This window comes from Halopseudomonas pachastrellae (genome assembly GCF_900114765.1).
GTDB lineage: Bacteria > Pseudomonadota > Gammaproteobacteria > Pseudomonadales > Pseudomonadaceae > Halopseudomonas > Halopseudomonas pachastrellae.
Genome location: NZ_FOUD01000010.1, coordinates 83,865 through 102,475, shown reverse-complemented (window position 1 = coordinate 102,475; position 18,611 = coordinate 83,865). Strand labels below are relative to the sequence as shown.

The 18,611-nt window shown below is 62.4% G+C and carries 12 protein-coding genes; 6 read left to right on the top strand and 6 right to left on the bottom strand.

Annotated features, from left to right (window positions below; translation table 11 throughout):
* Nucleotides 1–3 precede the first annotated feature (3 nt).
* A complete protein-coding gene (locus BM116_RS09575; RefSeq protein WP_083724349.1) occupies nt 4–1,119 on the top strand; it encodes an ABC transporter permease in 1,116 nt (371 codons plus the stop codon).
* Between the two features lie 27 nt (nt 1,120–1,146).
* Here the strand turns inward: BM116_RS09575 and BM116_RS09570 are convergent, their stop codons facing one another.
* Together BM116_RS09570 and BM116_RS09565 are read right to left on the bottom strand one after the other, a co-directional pair.
* Nucleotides 1,147–3,006, bottom strand: coding sequence for a cation:proton antiporter (locus BM116_RS09570; protein ID WP_235846732.1), 1,860 nt, complete (start codon nt 3,004–3,006; stop codon nt 1,147–1,149).
* A 45-nt stretch (nt 3,007–3,051) separates the two neighbouring features.
* Nucleotides 3,052–3,990 (bottom strand): glutathione S-transferase family protein, encoded by a 939-nt coding sequence (locus BM116_RS09565; RefSeq protein WP_083724249.1) that lies wholly within the window; start codon nt 3,988–3,990, stop codon nt 3,052–3,054.
* 172 nt (nt 3,991–4,162) lie between these two features.
* Between BM116_RS09565 and BM116_RS09560 the strand changes: the two genes are divergently transcribed.
* From BM116_RS09560 to dacB, 4 genes are all read left to right on the top strand, one after another.
* Nucleotides 4,163–5,866, top strand: a complete 1,704-nt coding sequence (locus BM116_RS09560) for a DEAD/DEAH box helicase (protein ID WP_083724247.1) — start codon at nt 4,163–4,165, stop codon at nt 5,864–5,866.
* A gap of 18 nt (nt 5,867–5,884) precedes the next feature.
* Nucleotides 5,885–6,673, top strand: coding sequence for a TatD family hydrolase (locus tag BM116_RS09555; protein ID WP_083724245.1), 789 nt, complete (start codon nt 5,885–5,887; stop codon nt 6,671–6,673).
* A gap of 64 nt (nt 6,674–6,737) precedes the next feature.
* On the top strand, nt 6,738–7,859 hold the full coding sequence (locus BM116_RS09550; RefSeq protein ID WP_083724243.1) for a PDC sensor domain-containing protein: 1,122 nt from the start codon (nt 6,738–6,740) through the stop codon (nt 7,857–7,859).
* A 120-nt stretch (nt 7,860–7,979) separates the two neighbouring features.
* On the top strand, nt 7,980–9,452 hold the full coding sequence (gene dacB, locus BM116_RS09545) for a D-alanyl-D-alanine carboxypeptidase/D-alanyl-D-alanine endopeptidase (RefSeq protein ID WP_083724241.1): 1,473 nt from the start codon (nt 7,980–7,982) through the stop codon (nt 9,450–9,452).
* Nucleotides 9,453–9,511: 59 nt separating this feature from the next.
* Here the strand turns inward: dacB and rlmKL are convergent, their stop codons facing one another.
* Nucleotides 9,512–11,683, bottom strand: coding sequence for a bifunctional 23S rRNA (guanine(2069)-N(7))-methyltransferase RlmK/23S rRNA (guanine(2445)-N(2))-methyltransferase RlmL (gene rlmKL / locus BM116_RS09540; protein ID WP_083724239.1), 2,172 nt, complete (start codon nt 11,681–11,683; stop codon nt 9,512–9,514).
* A gap of 265 nt (nt 11,684–11,948) precedes the next feature.
* Between rlmKL and rmf the strand changes: the two genes are divergently transcribed.
* The gene (gene rmf / locus BM116_RS09535) at nt 11,949–12,164 is read left to right on the top strand and encodes a ribosome modulation factor (RefSeq protein WP_083724237.1); all 216 of its coding nucleotides are present in this window, start codon (nt 11,949–11,951) and stop codon (nt 12,162–12,164) included.
* 99 nt (nt 12,165–12,263) lie between these two features.
* On the opposite strand, the gene BM116_RS09530 is transcribed toward rmf, so the two are convergent.
* The 3 genes from BM116_RS09530 to BM116_RS09520 all read right to left on the bottom strand — a co-directional run bounded on the left by BM116_RS09530 (nt 12,264) and on the right by BM116_RS09520 (nt 18,517).
* On the bottom strand, nt 12,264–13,289 hold the full coding sequence (locus BM116_RS09530; RefSeq protein ID WP_083724235.1) for a quinone-dependent dihydroorotate dehydrogenase: 1,026 nt from the start codon (nt 13,287–13,289) through the stop codon (nt 12,264–12,266).
* A gap of 44 nt (nt 13,290–13,333) precedes the next feature.
* Nucleotides 13,334–13,558: a DUF2835 domain-containing protein gene (locus BM116_RS09525; protein WP_083724233.1), complete on the bottom strand. Its 225-nt coding sequence runs from the start codon at nt 13,556–13,558 to the stop codon at nt 13,334–13,336.
* Between the two features lie 90 nt (nt 13,559–13,648).
* Nucleotides 13,649–18,517, bottom strand: coding sequence for an NAD-glutamate dehydrogenase (locus BM116_RS09520; protein ID WP_083724231.1), 4,869 nt, complete (start codon nt 18,515–18,517; stop codon nt 13,649–13,651).
* Nucleotides 18,518–18,611: the final 94 nt, after the last annotated feature.

The following is an 18,611-nucleotide window of genomic DNA, read 5'->3' as shown; positions in this document are numbered from 1 at the left end:
ATGATGCGATCGCTAAGCAACATCCTGCAGTTGGGCATCAAGGAACTGCGCAGTCTGGCCCGCGACCCGGCGCTCGTGGCACTGATTATCTATGCGTTCAGCCTGAGTATTTACTCCTCCGCCACCGCGATGCCGGAGACTCCCAACCGCGCCACCATTGCAGTCGTCGACGAAGATCGTTCACAAGTCTCAGCCCGGCTGAAAGACGCTTTTCAGTTGCCCTACTTTCTACCGCCCACGCTGATTGATCACCGCCAGATGGACCAAGGCATGGACAGTGGCCTGTACACCTTTACCCTGAACATCCCGCCGGACTTTCAGCGTGACCTGCTGGCCGGCGAGCAGCCGGCCATTCAACTGAACGTGGATGCCACCCAGGTCAGCCAGGCCTTCAGCGGTGCCGGCCATATCCGGCAGATCATCCAGAGCGAAACAGCCGCATTTGTGCAGCGGTATCAAGGCAGCGCCAAACAGCCGGTCGAGGCGGTCGTGCGCATTGCCTACAACCCCAACCTGGATGCCAGCTGGTTTGGCGCCATCACCGAGGTGATCAACCAGATCACCATGCTGTCGATCATCCTGACCGGCGCAGCGCTGATTCGCGAGCGCGAGCACGGCACCATTGAGCACCTGCTGGTCATGCCGGTGACGCCGCTGGAAATCATGCTGGCCAAGGTCTGGGCCATGGGACTGGTGGTCCTGGTTGCATCTGGCTTTGCCCTGCGCTTTATCGTCGAAGGCTGGCTGCAGGTACCGATTCAAGGGACGATGGCGCTGTTTTTGGTGGGCACGGCATTGCACCTGTTTGCCACCACTTCAATGGGCATCTTTCTTGGCACGGTGGCCCGCTCAATGCCGCAGCTGGGCTTGCTGATCATGCTGGTGCTGATCCCGCTGCAGATTCTGTCCGGCGCGGTAACGCCGCGCGAGAGCATGCCGGTGCCGGTGCAGCTGATCATGTCGCTGGCGCCGACCACTCACTTTGTTGAACTGGCGCAGAGCGTGCTGCTGCGCGGTGCCGGCCTGGGCATCGTGTGGCCGAAGCTGCTGGCTTTGATAGCCATCGGTGCGGTGTTCTTCTACGCGGCGCTGCGCCGGCTGCGCACCACCCTGCAGTAACGGCGGCCGATAAGGCCGCCGCTGCTGTCAATCAGGCAACTGAGTCGCCGGCTCGCCGCTTTCGGCCTCACGGGAGATTTTGGCAGCCTCCGGCGACAGCTCCAGATAGATCAATGTCCAGTCCGCCACCGGCTCCAGCTTCTGCGCAGGCGAGAACACGCGAACGCGCCGCTCCGGCGTCAGCGCCAGCATCGGTACGCGGTTCTTGCCCGCCTCCTGCTGCCACTGCTCAAAACCAAAGCCCTCGGTCAGGGTGGTGGCCTTGAAGCGCGCGCCTTGGCTGATCAGGCTCGACAGCTTGCTGAAGGTCATCCCCTCCGCGCCCATCAACAAGCCCTCGTGCGCACTGGAAATCTGCAGGCGCTCGTTGGCGCCGCTACGCTCGTTGCGCACGCTGAAGATACGGTGCGCCGGAAAGTCACGCTGAAAGTGTTTGTTGAGCAAGGCGTTGCGTTCACGCTCAGGCGTCAGGGTCACCAGCGTGCCAAGACCGGCAAGGTCCAGATTGTCGTCAAAGTGCGTCGACAAGGGGTTGCCGCGCAGGGTGCGCAAGCCTTTCATGCGCGCCTGGCGGATCGAGTCCCAGTGGGTATCAACAATCAGCAGCGGCACTTCCAGCTTTTGCAGCACCTCGGCGAGCGAACGCGCCACCGCGTTGGCACCAATCAGCAGCACCCCGCGTCGCTCCGGCTCGGTCACGCCCAACAGCTGCGCCATGCGCCGCGCCGTGGCGCTTTGAAACACCACGGTGCCAATGATCACCGCAAAGGTCAGTGCGCTGACCAGCGCTGCGTCCTCGTAGCCGGCCTGTTCCAGACGCAGGGCGAACAGTGCCGAAACGGCAGCGGCAACGATACCGCGCGGCCCGATCCAGGCTACCAGCGCGCGCTCGTTCCAGGTCAGCTCACTACCGATACTGCTGACCCACACCGCCAGCGGCCGGGCGACAAACTGGATAACCGCCAGCAGCGCCAACGCAGGCCAGCCGAGCGCCAGCAAGGCGCCCAGGTCTACCCGCGCCGCCAACAGAATAAACAGCCCGGAAATCAGCAATACCGAGAGGTGCTCTTTAAACACCAGAATTTCTTCGATATCCACACCCTTGGCGTTCGCCAGCCAGATACCCATAACGGTCACGGTCAGCAGACCGGACTCGTGTACCAGCTCGTTGGACACGGTAAAGGCAACCAGCACCAGCGCCAGCGAGGCCAGCACCTCGAGGTATTCCGGAATCCAGTGCCGGCGCAGCGCGGTCGCCATCAACGCACCACCTGCCGCACCCGCAATGGCACCAACCGCGATCACCTCGACAAAGATCCATAGCCCCGCGCTAAAGCCATTGCCGCCGGCGCTCTGGGCCACGATCCATTCATACACCAGTACGGCCAGCAAAGCGCCGATCGGATCAATCAGAATGCCCTCCCAGCGCAGCACCTTGGAGATCCGCTGGGTTGCGCGCAGGGTGCGCAGCATGGGCACCACCACGGTCGGGCCGGTTACCACCACCAAGGCACCAAAGAGCGCCGACAGCGCCAGGTCCAGCTCGATAAGCCAGTGACAGGCTGCAGTTATAACGCCCCAGGTCACCAGCGCACCCACGGTCACCAGCCGGCGCACCACGCTGCCGGTTTCCTTGAGCTGTTCAAACTTGAGCGTCAGGCTGCCCTCAAACAGGATCAGCGCTACGCACACCGACACCAGCGGGAACAGCAGATCGCCCAAAAACGCATCCGGCTGCAGCAGCCCAAATACCGGCCCCAGCAGAATGCCGGCCAGCAACAAAAACAGAATCGCCGGCAGGCGCAGGCGCCAGGCTGTCAGCTGGCAAACCAGGCTGACCAGGGCGACCCCGGACAAGGTCAGCGCTGGGGTAATCATCGGGTGCATCTCGCTCAATGTCATCTCCCTGTAAGCGAAGGAATAGCAGACGCCTTAGCGCGTCTCACGGCGGTGGGGCAAGGTCAGATCCGGGCCCATGCCAAGCGGCACGATACGCGTCGGATTGATAGTGTCGTGACTGTAATAGTAGTGCTGCTTTATGTGCTGAAAGTTCACCGTATCGGCTACGCCCGGCCACTGATACAGCTCGCGCAGATAACCGAGCAGGCTGGGATAGTCTTCCAGGCGCTTGAGGTTACACTTGAAATGGCCGTGATAAACCGGGTCGAAGCGTACCAGGGTGGTAAACAGGCGCCAATCGGCCAAGGTCACCTGCTCACCCAACAAATAGCGGCGCTGGGCGAGCAGGCCCTCAAGCCAGTCAAGGGCCTCAAACAGGCTACGACAGGCCTGCTCATATACGGACTGCTCGGTGGCAAAGCCCGCCTTGTAAACACCGTTGTTTACATCGTCGTAGACAAGCTGATTGATTTCAGCCATCGCCTCACGCAGCCCGGCCGGGGCAAAATTGCTGGTGTTGCCGGTCAAGCCGTCAAAGGCGCTGTTGAACAGCTCGATGATCTCCGCCGACTCGTTGTTGACGATGGTCTGCTCCTGGGTGTCCCACAGCACCGGCACGGTAACCCTGCCGGTGTAGTCGGCACGGGCATGGGTATAAAGCTGGTGCATGTGCTGATAGCCATAAAGCGGTTCGGGCTCGGCAAAGGTCCAGCCCTGATCAAGCATATGCGGGTGCACCACGGTCACTGCGATATGTGGCGCCAGCCCCTTGAGCTTGCGCAAAATCAGCGTGCGGTGCGCCCACGGGCACGCCAGCGATACATACAGATGGTAGCGACCGCTGTCCGGCGCAAAGCGCCCACCCGCCTCAATCCGATCGCGAAAACCGGCATCTTCTCGCTTGAAAGCACCGCCGGTGCTCTTGGTGTCATACCACTGGTCAACCCAGCGTCCTTCTACAAGACGTCCCATCCGGCTGTTTCCTGTTGTCTGGCCCAAGTTTTGGCAAAAAATACGCTGCCATAAGCCGTCTAGACTGACATTTTGCCCGGATATTGCAACGCTCAGACAAAAGGCTGCGGTAATTTGCCAGTAAAGCCCGTATAATGCGCGCCCATCTTATCCCCCAAGGTTTACTCCCTCTATGTCCGACACCTCTCCGGCGGCTCCGCAGTTTGCCGATCTTGGCCTGCCCGCCCCCCTTCTTGAGGCGCTCAACAGCCTCGGCTATGAAACACCGTCCCCGATTCAGGCCGAGGCTATCCCGACCCTGCTGTCCGGCAAGGACCTGCTGGGTCTGGCACAGACCGGTACCGGCAAGACTGCAGCCTTTGCGCTGCCGGTCCTGGCCGGCATGGATATCAGCCTGCGCGCTACCCAGGCTCTGATCCTCACCCCGACTCGCGAACTGGCCCTGCAGGTTGCCGAAGCCTTCCAGCGCTACGCCCAGAACATGCGCGGCTTTTCCGTGCTGGCCCTGTACGGCGGCTCGGCCTTTGCTCCCCAGTTCAAGGCGCTGGAGCGCGGCGCCCAGGTTGTTGTGGCAACCCCGGGCCGTCTGACCGACCACCTGCGTCGCGGCAGCCTGAAGCTGCAGGACCTGCGCTACCTGGTCCTGGACGAAGCCGACGAAATGCTCAAGATGGGCTTTGCCGACGACCTTGAAGCGGTCTTTGAAGAAGTGCCGGAGCAGACCCAGAAGGCGCTGTTCTCCGCCACTATGCCGCCCGGCGTACGCAACGTTGCGCGCAACCACATGAAAGAGCCGGCCGAGATCCGCCTGCACAGTGGTTCGAGCAGCAGCCTCGAGACCATCACCCAGAAGGTCTGGGAAGTCTCCAACCACCACAAGCTGGATGCCATGACGCGCCTGCTCGAAGTCGAGCCGGTCGAGGCCATGATCGTTTTCGTGCGCACCAAAACCGCCAGCCTGGAGCTGTCCGAGCGCCTGGAAGCCCGCGGCTTTGCCGCCGCCGCGCTGAACGGCGACCTCAGCCAGCAACTGCGTGAGCAGGTAGTTGACCGCCTCAAACGTGGCCTGCTGGACATTGTGGTTGCGACTGACGTTGCCGCCCGTGGTCTGGACGTGGAACGGATTACCCACGTACTGAACTACGACCTGCCGCACGACAGCGAAAGCTATGTACACCGCATCGGCCGTACCGGCCGCGCCGGCCGCCAGGGCACCGCGATTTTGTTCGCCACCCCGCGCGAGCGCCGTCTGCTGCACGTACTGGAGCGCGCGACCGGTCAGAAGATCGAGCCGCAAGCCCTGCCGACCGCCGACGCCGTACGCAGTGGCCGTCTGAACAAGCTGGCTGGCCGCCTGAACGATGCCCGCGAGCAGTCCACTGCCCTGCACCAGCAACTGGTCAGCGACCTGCAGGAACTCACCAGCCTGGACGCCACCGAACTGGCCGCCGCGCTGCTGAGCATCCTGCCCAGCGCCAAAACCCTGCTGGAGCCGGTCTCCGACCTGCCCGCCCAGCCGCCGCGCAAGGATCGTCAGTTTGATCGTGACAGCGGCCTGACCCGCTACAAGGTGCAGGGTGGTCGCAAGAGCGGCCTGATGCCCAAACCGCTGGTCGACGTACTGGTCAAGGTTGGCGGTATCCAGCGTCAGCAGATTGGTCACATCAAGCTGTTCAACGAGCACACCGGCGTTTTCCTGCCGCAGCTCGACCAGCAGGCACTCAACCGCCTGGCTGGTGCCGAGATCAATGGCATTGCGCTGCAGATCAAGGCCTGGCCGCTGCCCGAGGGTGAACTGCCACCGCGTGATCACGCCCCGCGCAAGCCGCGCCGTGACTTTGCCAAGGGCAAGGGCAAGCCGCCGCGCAAAGCCTGATCACGGAGTCGGCGGCAGATGGAATGGATTGATATCGGCGTCAACCTGACCGACAAGGCCTTTGCCCAGGACCGCGAAGCGGTGCTGGAGCGGGCCTGGCAGGCCGATGTCAGCCAGATGCTGCTGACCATGACCTCCCTTGAGCAGGCCGACAGCCTGCTCGCCCTGTGCGCCGAACAGCCGCAACGGTTGTTCACCACTGCCGGTGTACACCCCCACGAAGCTCGCCACTGGACCACTGACAGCAGTCGGCAACTCGCCGCCCTGTGTGCGGAGCCTGCGGTGCGCGCGGTGGGTGAATGCGGGCTGGACTTCAATCGCGACTTTTCTCCACGACCGGCGCAGATCCGGGCGCTGGAGGAACAACTGGCGGTCGCCGTTGACACTCAGCTGCCGGTCTTTCTGCACGAGCGCGACGCCAGCGACACCCTGCTGGCCGTGCTGCGCGACTATCGCGATCAGCTCAGCGGCGCGGTGGTGCACTGCTTCACTGCCGAGCGCGACGCGCTTTACGCCTACCTCGACCTGGATCTGCACATCGGCATAACCGGCTGGATCTGCGACGAGCGCCGCGGCACTCACCTGCATCCGCTGGTGCGTGACATACCCGCCAACCGCCTGCTGCTGGAAACCGACGCCCCCTGGCTGCTGCCGCGCACGCTGTCGCCCAAGCCCAAGAATCGTCGCAACGAACCGGCCTTTATCGCCGAGGTCGCCAGCATGGTCGCCCTATGCCGCAACGAATCGCTGCAGACCCTGAGTGACAACAGTTGCCGGGCCGCGCGCGCCCTGTTCGCGCTGCCATAAGAAAACACCGCGTTCTTAGGCTATATTGGGTGAGTCTTCGCACGGATGCAGTCAAAGGCCAACCATGCCCAACACCCCCGGTATACCGCAGTACAGGCCCATCCTCGCCCTGGTTCTGGGCGTCGTAGCCGTTTTTTTGCTTGGCTTGCTGCTGAGCCTGTTTCACTACGAGCAACTCAGCAAGGTGATGCGCAACGACGGCTCCAAACTGTTCGAGCGGGTCGTGCAACAGGTTGGTCGCGAACTGGACAACGTGTATCGCCCGCCCATGCAGGCACTCAACCTGCTTAGCCTGAGCCCGCTGATTCAAACCGACAGCCTGGCCGAACGGCTTAACTACTTCCCGCTGCTGGCTCAGGTACTGCGCGACAACCCGCAGCTCAACTCGGTCTACATCGGCTGGCAAGACGGCGACTACCTGATGCTGCGCCCGCTGATCAACTCAGGTAGCCAGCAGCGCTTTTCCGCGCCCGAGCGCGCCGTCTGGATGGCCTGGCACATCGGCAACGATGACGGCCTCCGGCACAACAGCTATCTCTTCCTCAATTCCGATCTGAAGGTAATCGAGGCGCGCATGGCTGCCGACGAGGGCTTCGATCCGCGCCAGCGGCCTTGGTACGCCGCCGCCCACCGGGCTGACCAGCAACTGGTCACCACGCCCTACGTGTTCTTTTCTACCCGGGAATTTGGCACCACCCTGGCACGCGGAGCCAGCGACCGCGCGGTACTGGGCGCAGACCTCACCCTTGAGCGGCTCTCGCATACCCTGACCCAGCAACGTGTGACACCGTCCTCGGAGCTGATCCTCTACACCGGTGATGGTGTTGTGATTGCCTATCATGACCCGCAGCGACTGCAGCACACAGCTCGGGGCAGCAATACTTTGGAGCCGCGCCGCTTTCAGGAGCTGGGCAGCACCCTGCTGGCGACCATCGCCCAGGAGGGCTACCAGTTGCAGCGCCAGACCATCCGTGAATTGGAGGGCCAGCGCTGGATCATTCAGCAGCAGCGCATCGGCATACCCGGCTCACCAGACAGCTATCTGGCCGTGCTGGTGCCCGAAGCCGAACTGCTGAGCGACGCCTATCGCCTGCGCCGCCAGAGTTTCTGGTTGTCGATGGCAGCGTGCCTAAGCCTGGTGGTCCTCACCTGGCTGTTCTGCTGGCGGCTACGGCGTGACCGCTAATCCGAGAATTTACTTTAAGCTCTCGACCCAACCCTCTATTTAAGTGATGATGCGTAAAAATAAGGACTGACAGGAAAGCGGTTCTACCTCCAGCCAACTTGCTCAGGGAGCTGCCCCACCATGCCCAACGCCGTTGCACGCGCCCTTCTTTGCCTGATGCCTATGCTCGCCGTGTCCGCTGTCAGTACCCCATTGCACGCTGCCGACAGCGGCACCCTGCCCGCTCGCGTAGAGAGTGCCCTGCAGTCCGCCAAGATCCCGTCTGACGCCGTCGCCCTGGCAGTCATTCCGCTGGAAGGCCAGGGCATGGCCCAGTTCATTAACGCCGATACTCCGGTCAACCCCGCCTCTACCATGAAGCTGGTAACCACCTATGCGGCGCTGGAAATTCTCGGCCCCACCCACCAATGGCGCAGCGACCTCTTTGTTGACGGCCCGGTGGTCAATGGCACCCTGCAGGGTGACCTGATCTTCCGCAGCGGCGGCGACCCCAAGCTGACCCTGGAACGCATGTGGCTGATGCTGCGCGATCTCAAGGCGGCCGGCATTCGCGACATTACCGGCGATCTGGTGCTGCAACCGGCGGACCTGCGTCTGCCTAACGATATCCCGCCCTTTATCGACGACAGCGGCAACCAGAACCGTCCGTTTCTGGTTGAGCCCGATCCGCTGCTGACCAACCTCAAGGTACTGGTCGTCAGCAGCTACGGTGAACAAAACGGTATTCGCGTGAACGTTGAACCGGCACTGCCGGAGGTCAAGGTGGTCAATCAACTGACCCTGCTGCCGGCCACCAGCAACTGCCCGCGCCCCAACGTAGCCTATGACATTCAGGATGAGGGCTATCAGGCCACCATTACCCTGACCGGCAACCTGCATGAGAACTGCATTGCCCAACGCTACCTGACCGCACTCACCGCCACCACCTACACCGCCAGCACCCTGCGCACGCTGTGGCAGGAAATGGGCGGCACCATCCAGGGCGGCACCCAGATTGGGCGCGCTCCGGCCAGCTCGCGCCTGGTGGCGCAAAGCTGGTCGCCCGATCTGGTTGATGTGGTACGCGACATCAACAAGTGGAGCAACAACACCATGGCCCGGCAGCTGTTTCTGACCATTGGACGTGAAAACCGCATCGCCACCGACCGCGACGACCACAAGGCTGCCGTGCGAGTAATCAATGAATGGCTGCGCGGCAAGGGTATCCAGGCCAACGCACTGGTGATGGAGAACGGTTCAGGGCTGTCACGCATGGAGCGTCTGACTGCGCGTGATATGGCACAACTGCTGGCCCAGGCCTGGCAAAGCCCGTATCGCGCCGAATTCATTGCGTCCATGCCGCTGGCGGCCATGGACGGCACCATGCGCCGGCGCCTGCGCAACACACCAGTGGCAGGTCAGGCACATATCAAGACAGGGTCACTGCGTAACGTGAAGGCCATCGCCGGCATCACCCGTGACGCCAACGGCCAGAGCTGGGCGGTGACCGCCATCGTCAACCACGTCAGTGCCGGGGCCAGCGGTCAGGCGCTGGATCTGGTTTTACAGGACGTCTACAGACGCGTACCAACGGATATCGCGACCGCGCAGTAAGCCAAAAAAACGCCCCATTCAGGGGCGTTTTTCATTCCTCGTCGCGCCGGGCAAATCAATCAGCGGTTACTGATCTGCCAGGTGCGGTGGATACGGCTGTTGCGCTGAAAATCACGATCCAGTGTCTGCGCCGAGATGTCCTCTACCAGATAGCGCGCCTCCACCGCCGGGTCCATGCGGAAACGCCGGAAGTTATTGGAGAAGTACAACACGCCACCCGGCGCCAGCAGCTTCATCGCCAATTCGAGCAGGCGCGGGTGACCACGCTGCACATCGAACACCCCTTCGAGCTTCTTCGAGTTGGAGAAGGTCGGCGGGTCAATGAAGATCAGATCAAACTGCTGTCCGCGCGCCGACTCCAGCCACGCCATCACATCCGCACGTTCCAGCCGATGCAGATCAGACAGGCCGTTCAACGACAGGTTACGACGTGCCCAGTCCAGGTAGGTGTTGGACAGGTCAACACTGGTGGTTGAGCGCGCCCCGGCAGCGGCGGCATGTACCGTCGCCGTGGCGGTGTAGCAAAACAGATTGAGAAAGCGTTTACCCTTGGCTTCGGCCGCGATGCGCAGGCGCATCGGGCGATGATCCAGAAACAGGCCGGTGTCCAGGTAATCGGTCAGATTGACCAGCAGCCGCACCTGCCCTTCCCGCACCTCGAAGAACTCGCCCTGCTGGGCCATGCGCTGATACTGCTGCTTGCCGGACTGACGCTGGCGCTGCTTGAGCGCGATGTGCTCAGGCGCGACGCCCAGCACCTGCGGCAACGCGGCCATCACGTCCTGCAGGCGGGCCTCGGCCTTTTCCTCGCTGACCGACGACGGCGGCGCGTACTCCTGCACATGCACCCGGTCACTGTACAGATCGACCGCCACTGCAAACTCCGGCATATCCGCGTCATACACGCGATAACACTCGATGCCCTGCTGCCGCGCCCATTTACCCAGGGTTTTCAGGTTCTTCTTCAGGCGGTTGGCAAACATCTGCGCCGACTCGCTGAGACGCGCCGTTTCTACCGGCGCCTGTCCTGCTGCCGAGGGCTCTGCGGCCTTGGTGACAAAGCGCTCGCTCTCCAGGTTCATCAGCAGCAGCTTGCACGGCAAGGCGCCGTTAAACAGGTTGTACTGCTTGTGACTGCGGATGCCCATGCGCTTGCCGAGCTCGGCGTTGCCGGTGAAGATCGCCGCCTGCCAGCCCTGACATTGCTGACGCAGCACCTCACCCAGCTTTTGATAGAGGTACACCAGACTGGCAGTGGTACCCAGCCGCTCGCCATAGGGCGGGTTACAGACCACCAGGCCCTGCTGACCGCGATCCGGGTTGGGCGCAAAGGTCGCCAGTTCGCCCTGATACACCTTGACCCACTCGCCCACACCCGCGCGCTGGATGTTATTGCGCACCGGCTGCAGCAAACGCGGATCAGCCTCATAGCCACGAATCCACAGCGGTGGCCGCGCCAGGCCGCGCTCGGCGCGCTCACGCGCCTCGGTCAGCACCTTCTGCCACAGCACCGGCACATGCTGCTGCCAACGGCTGAAGCCCCAGTGCTCACGCTGCAGGTTCGGCGCCACATCGGCGGCCATCAAAGCGGCCTCGACCAGGAAGGTACCGGAGCCGCACATCGGATCGGTCAGGGCGCCACCGGCCTCAGCCAGCGCCGGCCAGCCGGAACGAATCAGGATCGCTGCCGCCAGGTTCTCCTTCAGCGGCGCGGCGCCCTGCTGCAAACGGTAGCCACGCTGGTGCAGGCTGGCCCCGGACAGGTCCAGCGCCAGCTGCACCTCGCCACGGTGGCAATGCACATTGATGCGCAGGTCCGGGCGCACCTTGTCAACGCCGGGGCGGCTGCCATCCGGGCGGCGCAGTTGATCGACCACCGCATCCTTGACCTTGAGTGCGCCAAAGTGGGTGTTGTCGACACCGGCCAGGCTGCCGGTGAAATCGATGGCCAGGGTACCATCGACAGCCAGGTGGTCACGCCAGTCGATCATCTGCACGCCGGCGTACAGGTCCTCGGCAGTGCCTGCAAGAAAACGCTTGAGCACCAGCAACACACGGTTACCTAGACGCGACCAAAGACACAGCCGGTAACCCAGCTCGATGTCCCCCTGTACCGACACGCCGGCGACGGTCTCCTTGGCGGACTCGGCGCCCAAAGCGAGTACTTCGTCACGCAATAGACCCTCCACGCCTTTTGGACAGGTAACAAAAAATTCAAGGATCTCGCGCATGTCGTTGATTTCCGGATAACGATGACGTTTATATTTCAGTGGCAACTAACCAATGCCTAAGGGTATGCCAAATCGGTCTTTGAAGTGCCCGCCTGCGATAGGGTACAACAGGGTATGACGTTAGCGGTGAGACAGTATTCGGAGCCGGGCCAGACAACCCTTTTTCCCGGTCTCCATGCAGCGTAGCCGATCCATGGCTGCGCATCCGATGGCGGAGCAACTCTGATTGTTCCGATCCTGTCATAGCAAGCGAGGACGCCAACTTATGAGAAGACTCAAGCGTGATCCGATGGAACGAGCATTTCAACGCGGTTACCAGCATGGAGTGAGTGGCAAATCTCAGGACACCTGCCCTTTTAACAACCCCTCTACCCGCCAGAATTGGATCAATGGTTGGCGTGAAGGTCGCGCGGACCGTTGGGATGGATATACCGGCATCTCGGGGGTACATCGCCTGAACGAGATGCACGCCGTCGGCTAAGGCCGTTACCACAGCGTTTACTTTTTCCCCAAGGCGCTCGCCCACAGCGCCGGGCCCAAGAGGGCCCACCCAGCCCCCGCTCTGCGGGGGCTTCCATTTTCAGGGCTGTGGCATCACCGCAATCGCATCAGCACACTCACGCACCAGCTCCGGCCCGCGGTAGATGAAGCCGCTGTACAGCTGCACCAGGCTGGCACCGGCAGCAATCTTGTCCGCCGCATCGGCGCCACTGAAGATGCCGCCCACGCCGATAATCGGCATGCGCCCTTTCAGCTCATCGGCCAGCAGCCGGATGACCTCGGTGGACATATCGGTCAGCGGTGCCCCCGAGAGCCCACCCGCCTCATTGGCGTAGGGCGAGTCTGCTACGGCGCTGCGATCAAGGGTGGTATTGGTGGCAATCACCGCATCCATGCCCTCTTCCAGCAAGGTTGCGCCAACCAGCGTGACTTCTTCTGCGGTCATATCCGGGGCGATCTTGATGGCGATAGGCACGTAGCGCCCACGCTCGGCAGCCAGTTGCTGCTGACACTGCTTGATCTGGCCCAGCAGCACCTTCAGCGCCTCGCCGTATTGCAGCGTGCGTAGACCGGGGGTGTTGGGCGACGACAGGTTGACGGTGACGTAGCTGGCGCGGTCGTAGACCTTGCGCAGGCAGTACAGGTAATCATCCACGGCGTTCTCTACCGGGGTTACCGCGTTCTTGCCGATATTGATGCCCAGTACGCCCTGGTAGCGCACGCCATCGAGACGCTCCAGCATGGCATCCACGCCCTGGTTGTTGAAACCGAAGCGGTTAATGATGGCCAGCTGCTCGGTCAAACGAAACAGGCGCGGCTTGGGGTTGCCCGGCTGCGGGCGCGGGGTAACGGTGCCCACTTCAATTGAGCCGAAACCCATGGCGGCCAGGCCATCCACGGCAACCGCATTCTTGTCCAGACCTGCCGCCAGCCCCACCGGGTTGTCGAAGGTCAGCCCCATGACCTGCACCGGCTGCGACGGCACCGGGCGCACCAGCTTGTCGGCAAGGCGCAGGCGGCCGGCAGCACCAATCATGTCCAGTGCGAGGTCGTGGGAGGTTTCTGCGGGCAGGCGAAACATCAGCGAGCGAAGCAAATCGTACATGGCGGCATCCGGAGCAGAAAAATCAGGCTGCAGAGTATACCTGATCAGTCCGCCAGACGTTCGAGCTTGATCAGCTTGCCCTCGTCGGTGAACTGCAGCACAAAGCTGCCGTACACACCCTGATGGGTAAGAAAGGGTCGTAGGTGATGCGCCGGCAGGCTGACCCGTCGACCATCACGACTGACCATGCTGACCCGTTCGGCGCGGCCCTGATACCAGGCCAGATAACGCTCTGCGGGCAGCGCGAGGTCGAGAATAAGTTGTTGCATGCTGCCTTCTGTCACAGTGATTGAAGCGAGACACCGGGCGGCGACTACCGCCCGGTGTCATGTTGCTGCGCTGGACAGGAAGCAACGCACTCAGTCGCCACCGCCCTCGCCACCGTGGTGCCGCGCGTGCTGCGCCAGATCCAGCAGCTCACGCATGGCCACAGCCACAATGGCGTAGTCACCGGCACCAACGCTGCGCAGCTCAGCCAGCATGGCCTGCCAACGCTGCACCAGCGCCTGATTGCGGCTGATCCACTCGGCAACCAGGGCGTCTACGGGCTGGTTGTCATCGCCACCCTGCAGCGCGGCCACGGTCATGCTGCGCACCTGCCAGTCCAGGTCGTCCCGGTAGCTTTCGCGGGCCAGCGCCTGCCAATGGTTGTCGACCGGCAGGCTGTTGACCTGCTGGCTGAACCACGGCAAGTGCAGCTGACTGCCCAGAGCAAAGAACACCTGCGCCACGCGCTCGGCATTCTGCCCGGTTGCATCGGCCGCTTCAACGATACCGAGCAGCGTGTAGGCATGTCCGGTGCCTGCCACCACGCGGGCAATGGCTTCCGGCACCCCGGCCTCAACATAGCGATTGAAGCGCGCTTCCCACAGCTCGCGCACTTCGCCCTCAAGGAGCTGATCAAAGCGTTTGGCCAGGGTCTCGATGCACGGTGCAAAGTGCTCAACCTCACGTTCCGGCAGCAGCTGGGACCGGCGGTTGCGAATAAACCAGCGGCTGGCCCGACGGCCCAGGCGCATCAGCTCGTCCATCAGCTCCAGCTGCACCTCGGCGGCCACCTGATGATCCAGCGCTTCGATGCCGGCGAAGTGGGTCTGCAGATGAAACACGTCCCGCGCGACAACCCAGGCGCGGGCGACGTCGCTGATGCTGGCTCCGGTCGATTGCACCAGCCGGCGCAGGAAGGTAATCCCCATGTGGTTGACCAGGTTGTTGGCCAACTGGGTCGACACTATCTCGCGGTGCAGGCGGTGGCTGGCCAGCGCCTTAGCATGCCGTTTGATCAGCACCTGCGGAAAGGCCGTCTCCAGCTCCCGCGCCAGATACGGGTCCTCGGGCACGTCGGAGGCGACCAGCGCTTCTTTCAGATCCGCCTTGGAGTAGGAAATCAGTACAGACAACTCGGCGCGGGTCAGCCCCTTGCCGTTGGCTTTGCGCTCTGCCAGTTGCTCATCATCGGGGATGAACTCCAGCGCACGATTGAGCTTGCCGCTGCTCTCCATAGCACTGATAAAGCGCTGATACTCGCCCATGGTCTGCGCTGCCTGACGCTGCGCCAGGCTGATTGCCTGGGTCTGCTTGTAGTTGTTGGCCAGCACCAGATCGGCAACCGCGTCGGTCATGCTGGCCAGCAGCGTATTGCGCTGCTTGGCGGTCATGTCCTGGGCGGCGACCACCTCGTTCAGCAGAATCTTGATATTGACCTCATGGTCGGAGCAGTCAACGCCACCGGCATTGTCGATAAAGTCGGTATTGAGCGCTCCGCCGGCCAGACAAAACTCGATACGGCCCAGCTGCGTCAGCCCCAGATTGCCGCCCTCACCTACTACACGGCAGCGCAGGTCGCGGCCGTTGACGCGCAGGGCGTCGTTGGCCTTGTCACCCACATCGGCGTGGGTCTCCATGCTGCCCTTGACGTAGGTACCAATGCCGCCGTTCCAGATCAGATCGACCGGCGCCTTTAGCAACTGATGAATCAGCTCGGTTGGCGTCAGGCGCTCGGCCTCGATGCCAAAGCAGGCGCGCATCTGCGGGGTCAGCGTGATCTGCTTGAGGCTGCGAGCGAACACCCCGCCACCTTCGGAGATCAGGCTGCTGTCATAGTCCGTCCAGCTGGAGCGCGGCAGCGCAAACAGGCGCTGACGTTCCTGATAACTCGTTTCCGGGTCCGGATCGGGGTCGATGAAGATGTGCTGGTGGTTGAATGCCGCCACCAGCTTCAGGCTGCGCGATTGCAGCAGGCCATTGCCGAATACGTCGCCGGCCATGTCGCCGATCCCGATCACGCTGATCGGATCGGTCTGCACATTCAGCCCCAGCTCGCGGAAATGCCGCTGCACCGAGACCCAGGCGCCGCGCGCGGTAATCCCCATTTTCTTGTGGTCGTACCCGGCAGAGCCGCCAGAGGCGAACGCATCGCCCAGCCAGAAACCGTAACCTGCGGCAATTTCGTTGGCGATATCGGAGAAGGTAGCGGTGCCCTTGTCGGCCGCCACCACCAGGTACGGGTCGTCGCCGTCATGGCGCACCACGTTGGCTGGCGGCACCACCTTGCCGTCGACCAGGTTGTCGGTGATATCCAGCAAGCCCTGGATAAACAGGCGGTAGCAGGCAATCGCCTCCTGCTGCACCTCATCACGGCTGCCACCCAGCGGCAGCCGGCGCGGAACAAAGCCGCCCTTGGCGCCAACGGGCACGATCACCGCATTCTTCACCTGCTGGGCCTTGACCAGCCCGAGCACCTCGGTGCGGTAATCCTCTTCGCGGTCAGACCAGCGCAGCCCGCCGCGGGCCACCTTGCCACCGCGCAGGTGCACACCCTCAACGCGCGGCGAATACACGAATATCTCGAACATCGGACGCGGCAGCGGCAGTTCTGGAATCTGCGTCGGGTCAAACTTGAGGCTCAGGTACTCGCGCGCGTCGCCTTCGTCATCGTTTTGATAGAAGTTGGTACGTAACGTCGCCTTGATCAGGTCCAGATAGCGGCGCAGGATGCGGTCTTCATTGAGCACCGCCACGTCATCCAGCGCGCCCAGAATCGCCCTTTCCAGCTTGCCTTGCATCTCCGCCAGATCATCGGCGCTGAGCTTGCGCGCCAGATAGAAACGGGTACGAAACAGCCGCACCAGCTCGCGGGCGATATCCGCGTGCGCCACCAGGGTGCTGGCAATATAGGGCAGTTCAAAGCCCAGGCGAATCTGCTTGAGATAACGCGCGTAGGCGCGCAGCAGCGCCACATCACGCCAGGGGAGCCCTGCCAGCAGCACCAGCCGGTTGAAGGCGTCATTCTCTGCCTGCCCGGACCAGACCGCGGCAAAGGCATCGCGGAACAGCGCGTTGGTCTCCTGAATATCCAGCGAGGCGCCGGCGCCAAAGGTGAACTCAAAATCATGAATCCAAAACTGCGTGCCGTCTGCCTGCACCACGCGGAACGGAAACTCGCCCAGCACCCGCAGGCCAAGGTTTTCCAGCACCGGGATCACATCCGACAGCGGCAGTGATTCATTCAGGTGGTAGAGCTTGCAATGCAACACACCGGGCTTTTGCGCCAGCGGCTGGTAAAAGCTCATGGCCAGCGGCTCGGCCTCGGTCAGCCCCAGCAGGGTCTGTAAATCAACTACCCCGGTGGCAGGGGTAAACCGGTCGCTGTAACCCGGCGGAAAGCCATCGCCCAGGTGCGCCAGTACGTCAGTCGCACGCGCCTCGCCCAGGCTTTCGAGCAGACGATCACGAAACTCGTCCTGCCAGTTGCGGCAGGCGCGCACCACTTCCTGTTCAATTTTCACGGGGTCGATATCCAGCGGCTTGGTCGGGTCAACGCGCAGAATGAACTGGGTGCGCGCCAGGGTGGATTCGGAAAAGTAGGTCCAGAACTCGCTTTCGCTGGCTTCCACGCGGCGCGTCAGCACCTCCTGGATGGTGCGGCGAATATCGGTGGAGTAGACATCCCGCGGCACAAAGGCCAGACAATAATAAAAGCGCCCATAGTTGCCACGGCGCAGGAACACGCGAATCTGGTTACGCTCCTGCATCTGCACGATGGCAATTGCAGTTTGCGCCAGCTCGTCGACCGGGGTCTGGAACAGGTCATCACGGGGCAGCACCTGCAGCACCTGCTCCAGCTCCTTGGCCAGATGGCTGCGCGGGATAAAGCCGGACACCTCGCGCACATGAGCCACCTTGCGCCGCACATGCGGGATATGGTCAACCAGCGCGGAATACACCCGCGAGGTATAAAGCCCCATAAAGCGGTGTTCCAGCAGCACGTTACCGTCAGCATCTACCTCCCGTACCGAGACATAGTCCGGGTACGCCGGCCGATGCACACGGCTCAGTTGAGAGGCCTTGGCAAACGACAGCAACAGCGGAGCCTGCAGATAGGCCGTAACCGTGTCCGGCAAACCCCCAAGATTCTCATCGCGCGGATTCAGTGCCAGCGCACCCAGGCTGGCGTCGGTGCGCAGGCCAAGGCGCTGCTCGGGCAGGCCCTCATTAATGGCAAAGCACTCGTAGCCCAGAAAGGTGAAATGGTCATCCAGCAGCCATTCGAGAAAGGCCACCGCCTCGGCCCGCTCGTCACGCGAGAAATATTGCTTGCGGCGACTGTTGAGCAGGCTGATCAGCGCCTGCACCCGCTCACGCATGGCGCTAAAGTCCTGTACGGTGGCGCGCACCGTATCCAGCGCAGCCAGCAGCCCGTTCTGCAGGGCGCTGAGATCAGACGCGTTGGTGGCCCGGTCAATCTCGATGTACATGACCGATTCGGCGCGGGCATCGGCGGCCTGCGCGCCCGGCGCAAGCAGCTTTTTGAGATTGCCGCTCTGGTCACGCTCGACATGCACGATGCTGTTGTACAGGTTGTGAATGGCATAGCCCTGGCGGGTCAGCTCCATGCGCACCGAATCGACCAGAAACGGCAGGTCACGATGCAGCACCTCGACAATGCTGTGGGTGCTTTGCCAGCCATGCTGCTCGGTGTCGGGGTTGAACACCCGCAACTTCACATCGCCCCCCGGCATCTGTTGCACAAAGCGCCAGGCCGACAGCGTGCAGCCCAGCAAATCTGCATCCTGGCGCACCTCCAGCTCTGCGAGCGTGGCAATGCCAAAGAACTGGCTGCAAAACTGCGCTACAGCACTGTGGTCACCACGCGGTACCAGATCCTGCAAACGGACCTGCAATTGCTCGATAAACGCCTGCTTGGAACTGGCCGTGATCAGCGCCATCTTGCCTCCCTCCTGGGGGTTGGGTGTATTCGGTCGGCGGCTTGGGCCCTTGCGGGCACACTGTTTTTTGTCTGTGAGGATAGTCTAGACCAAG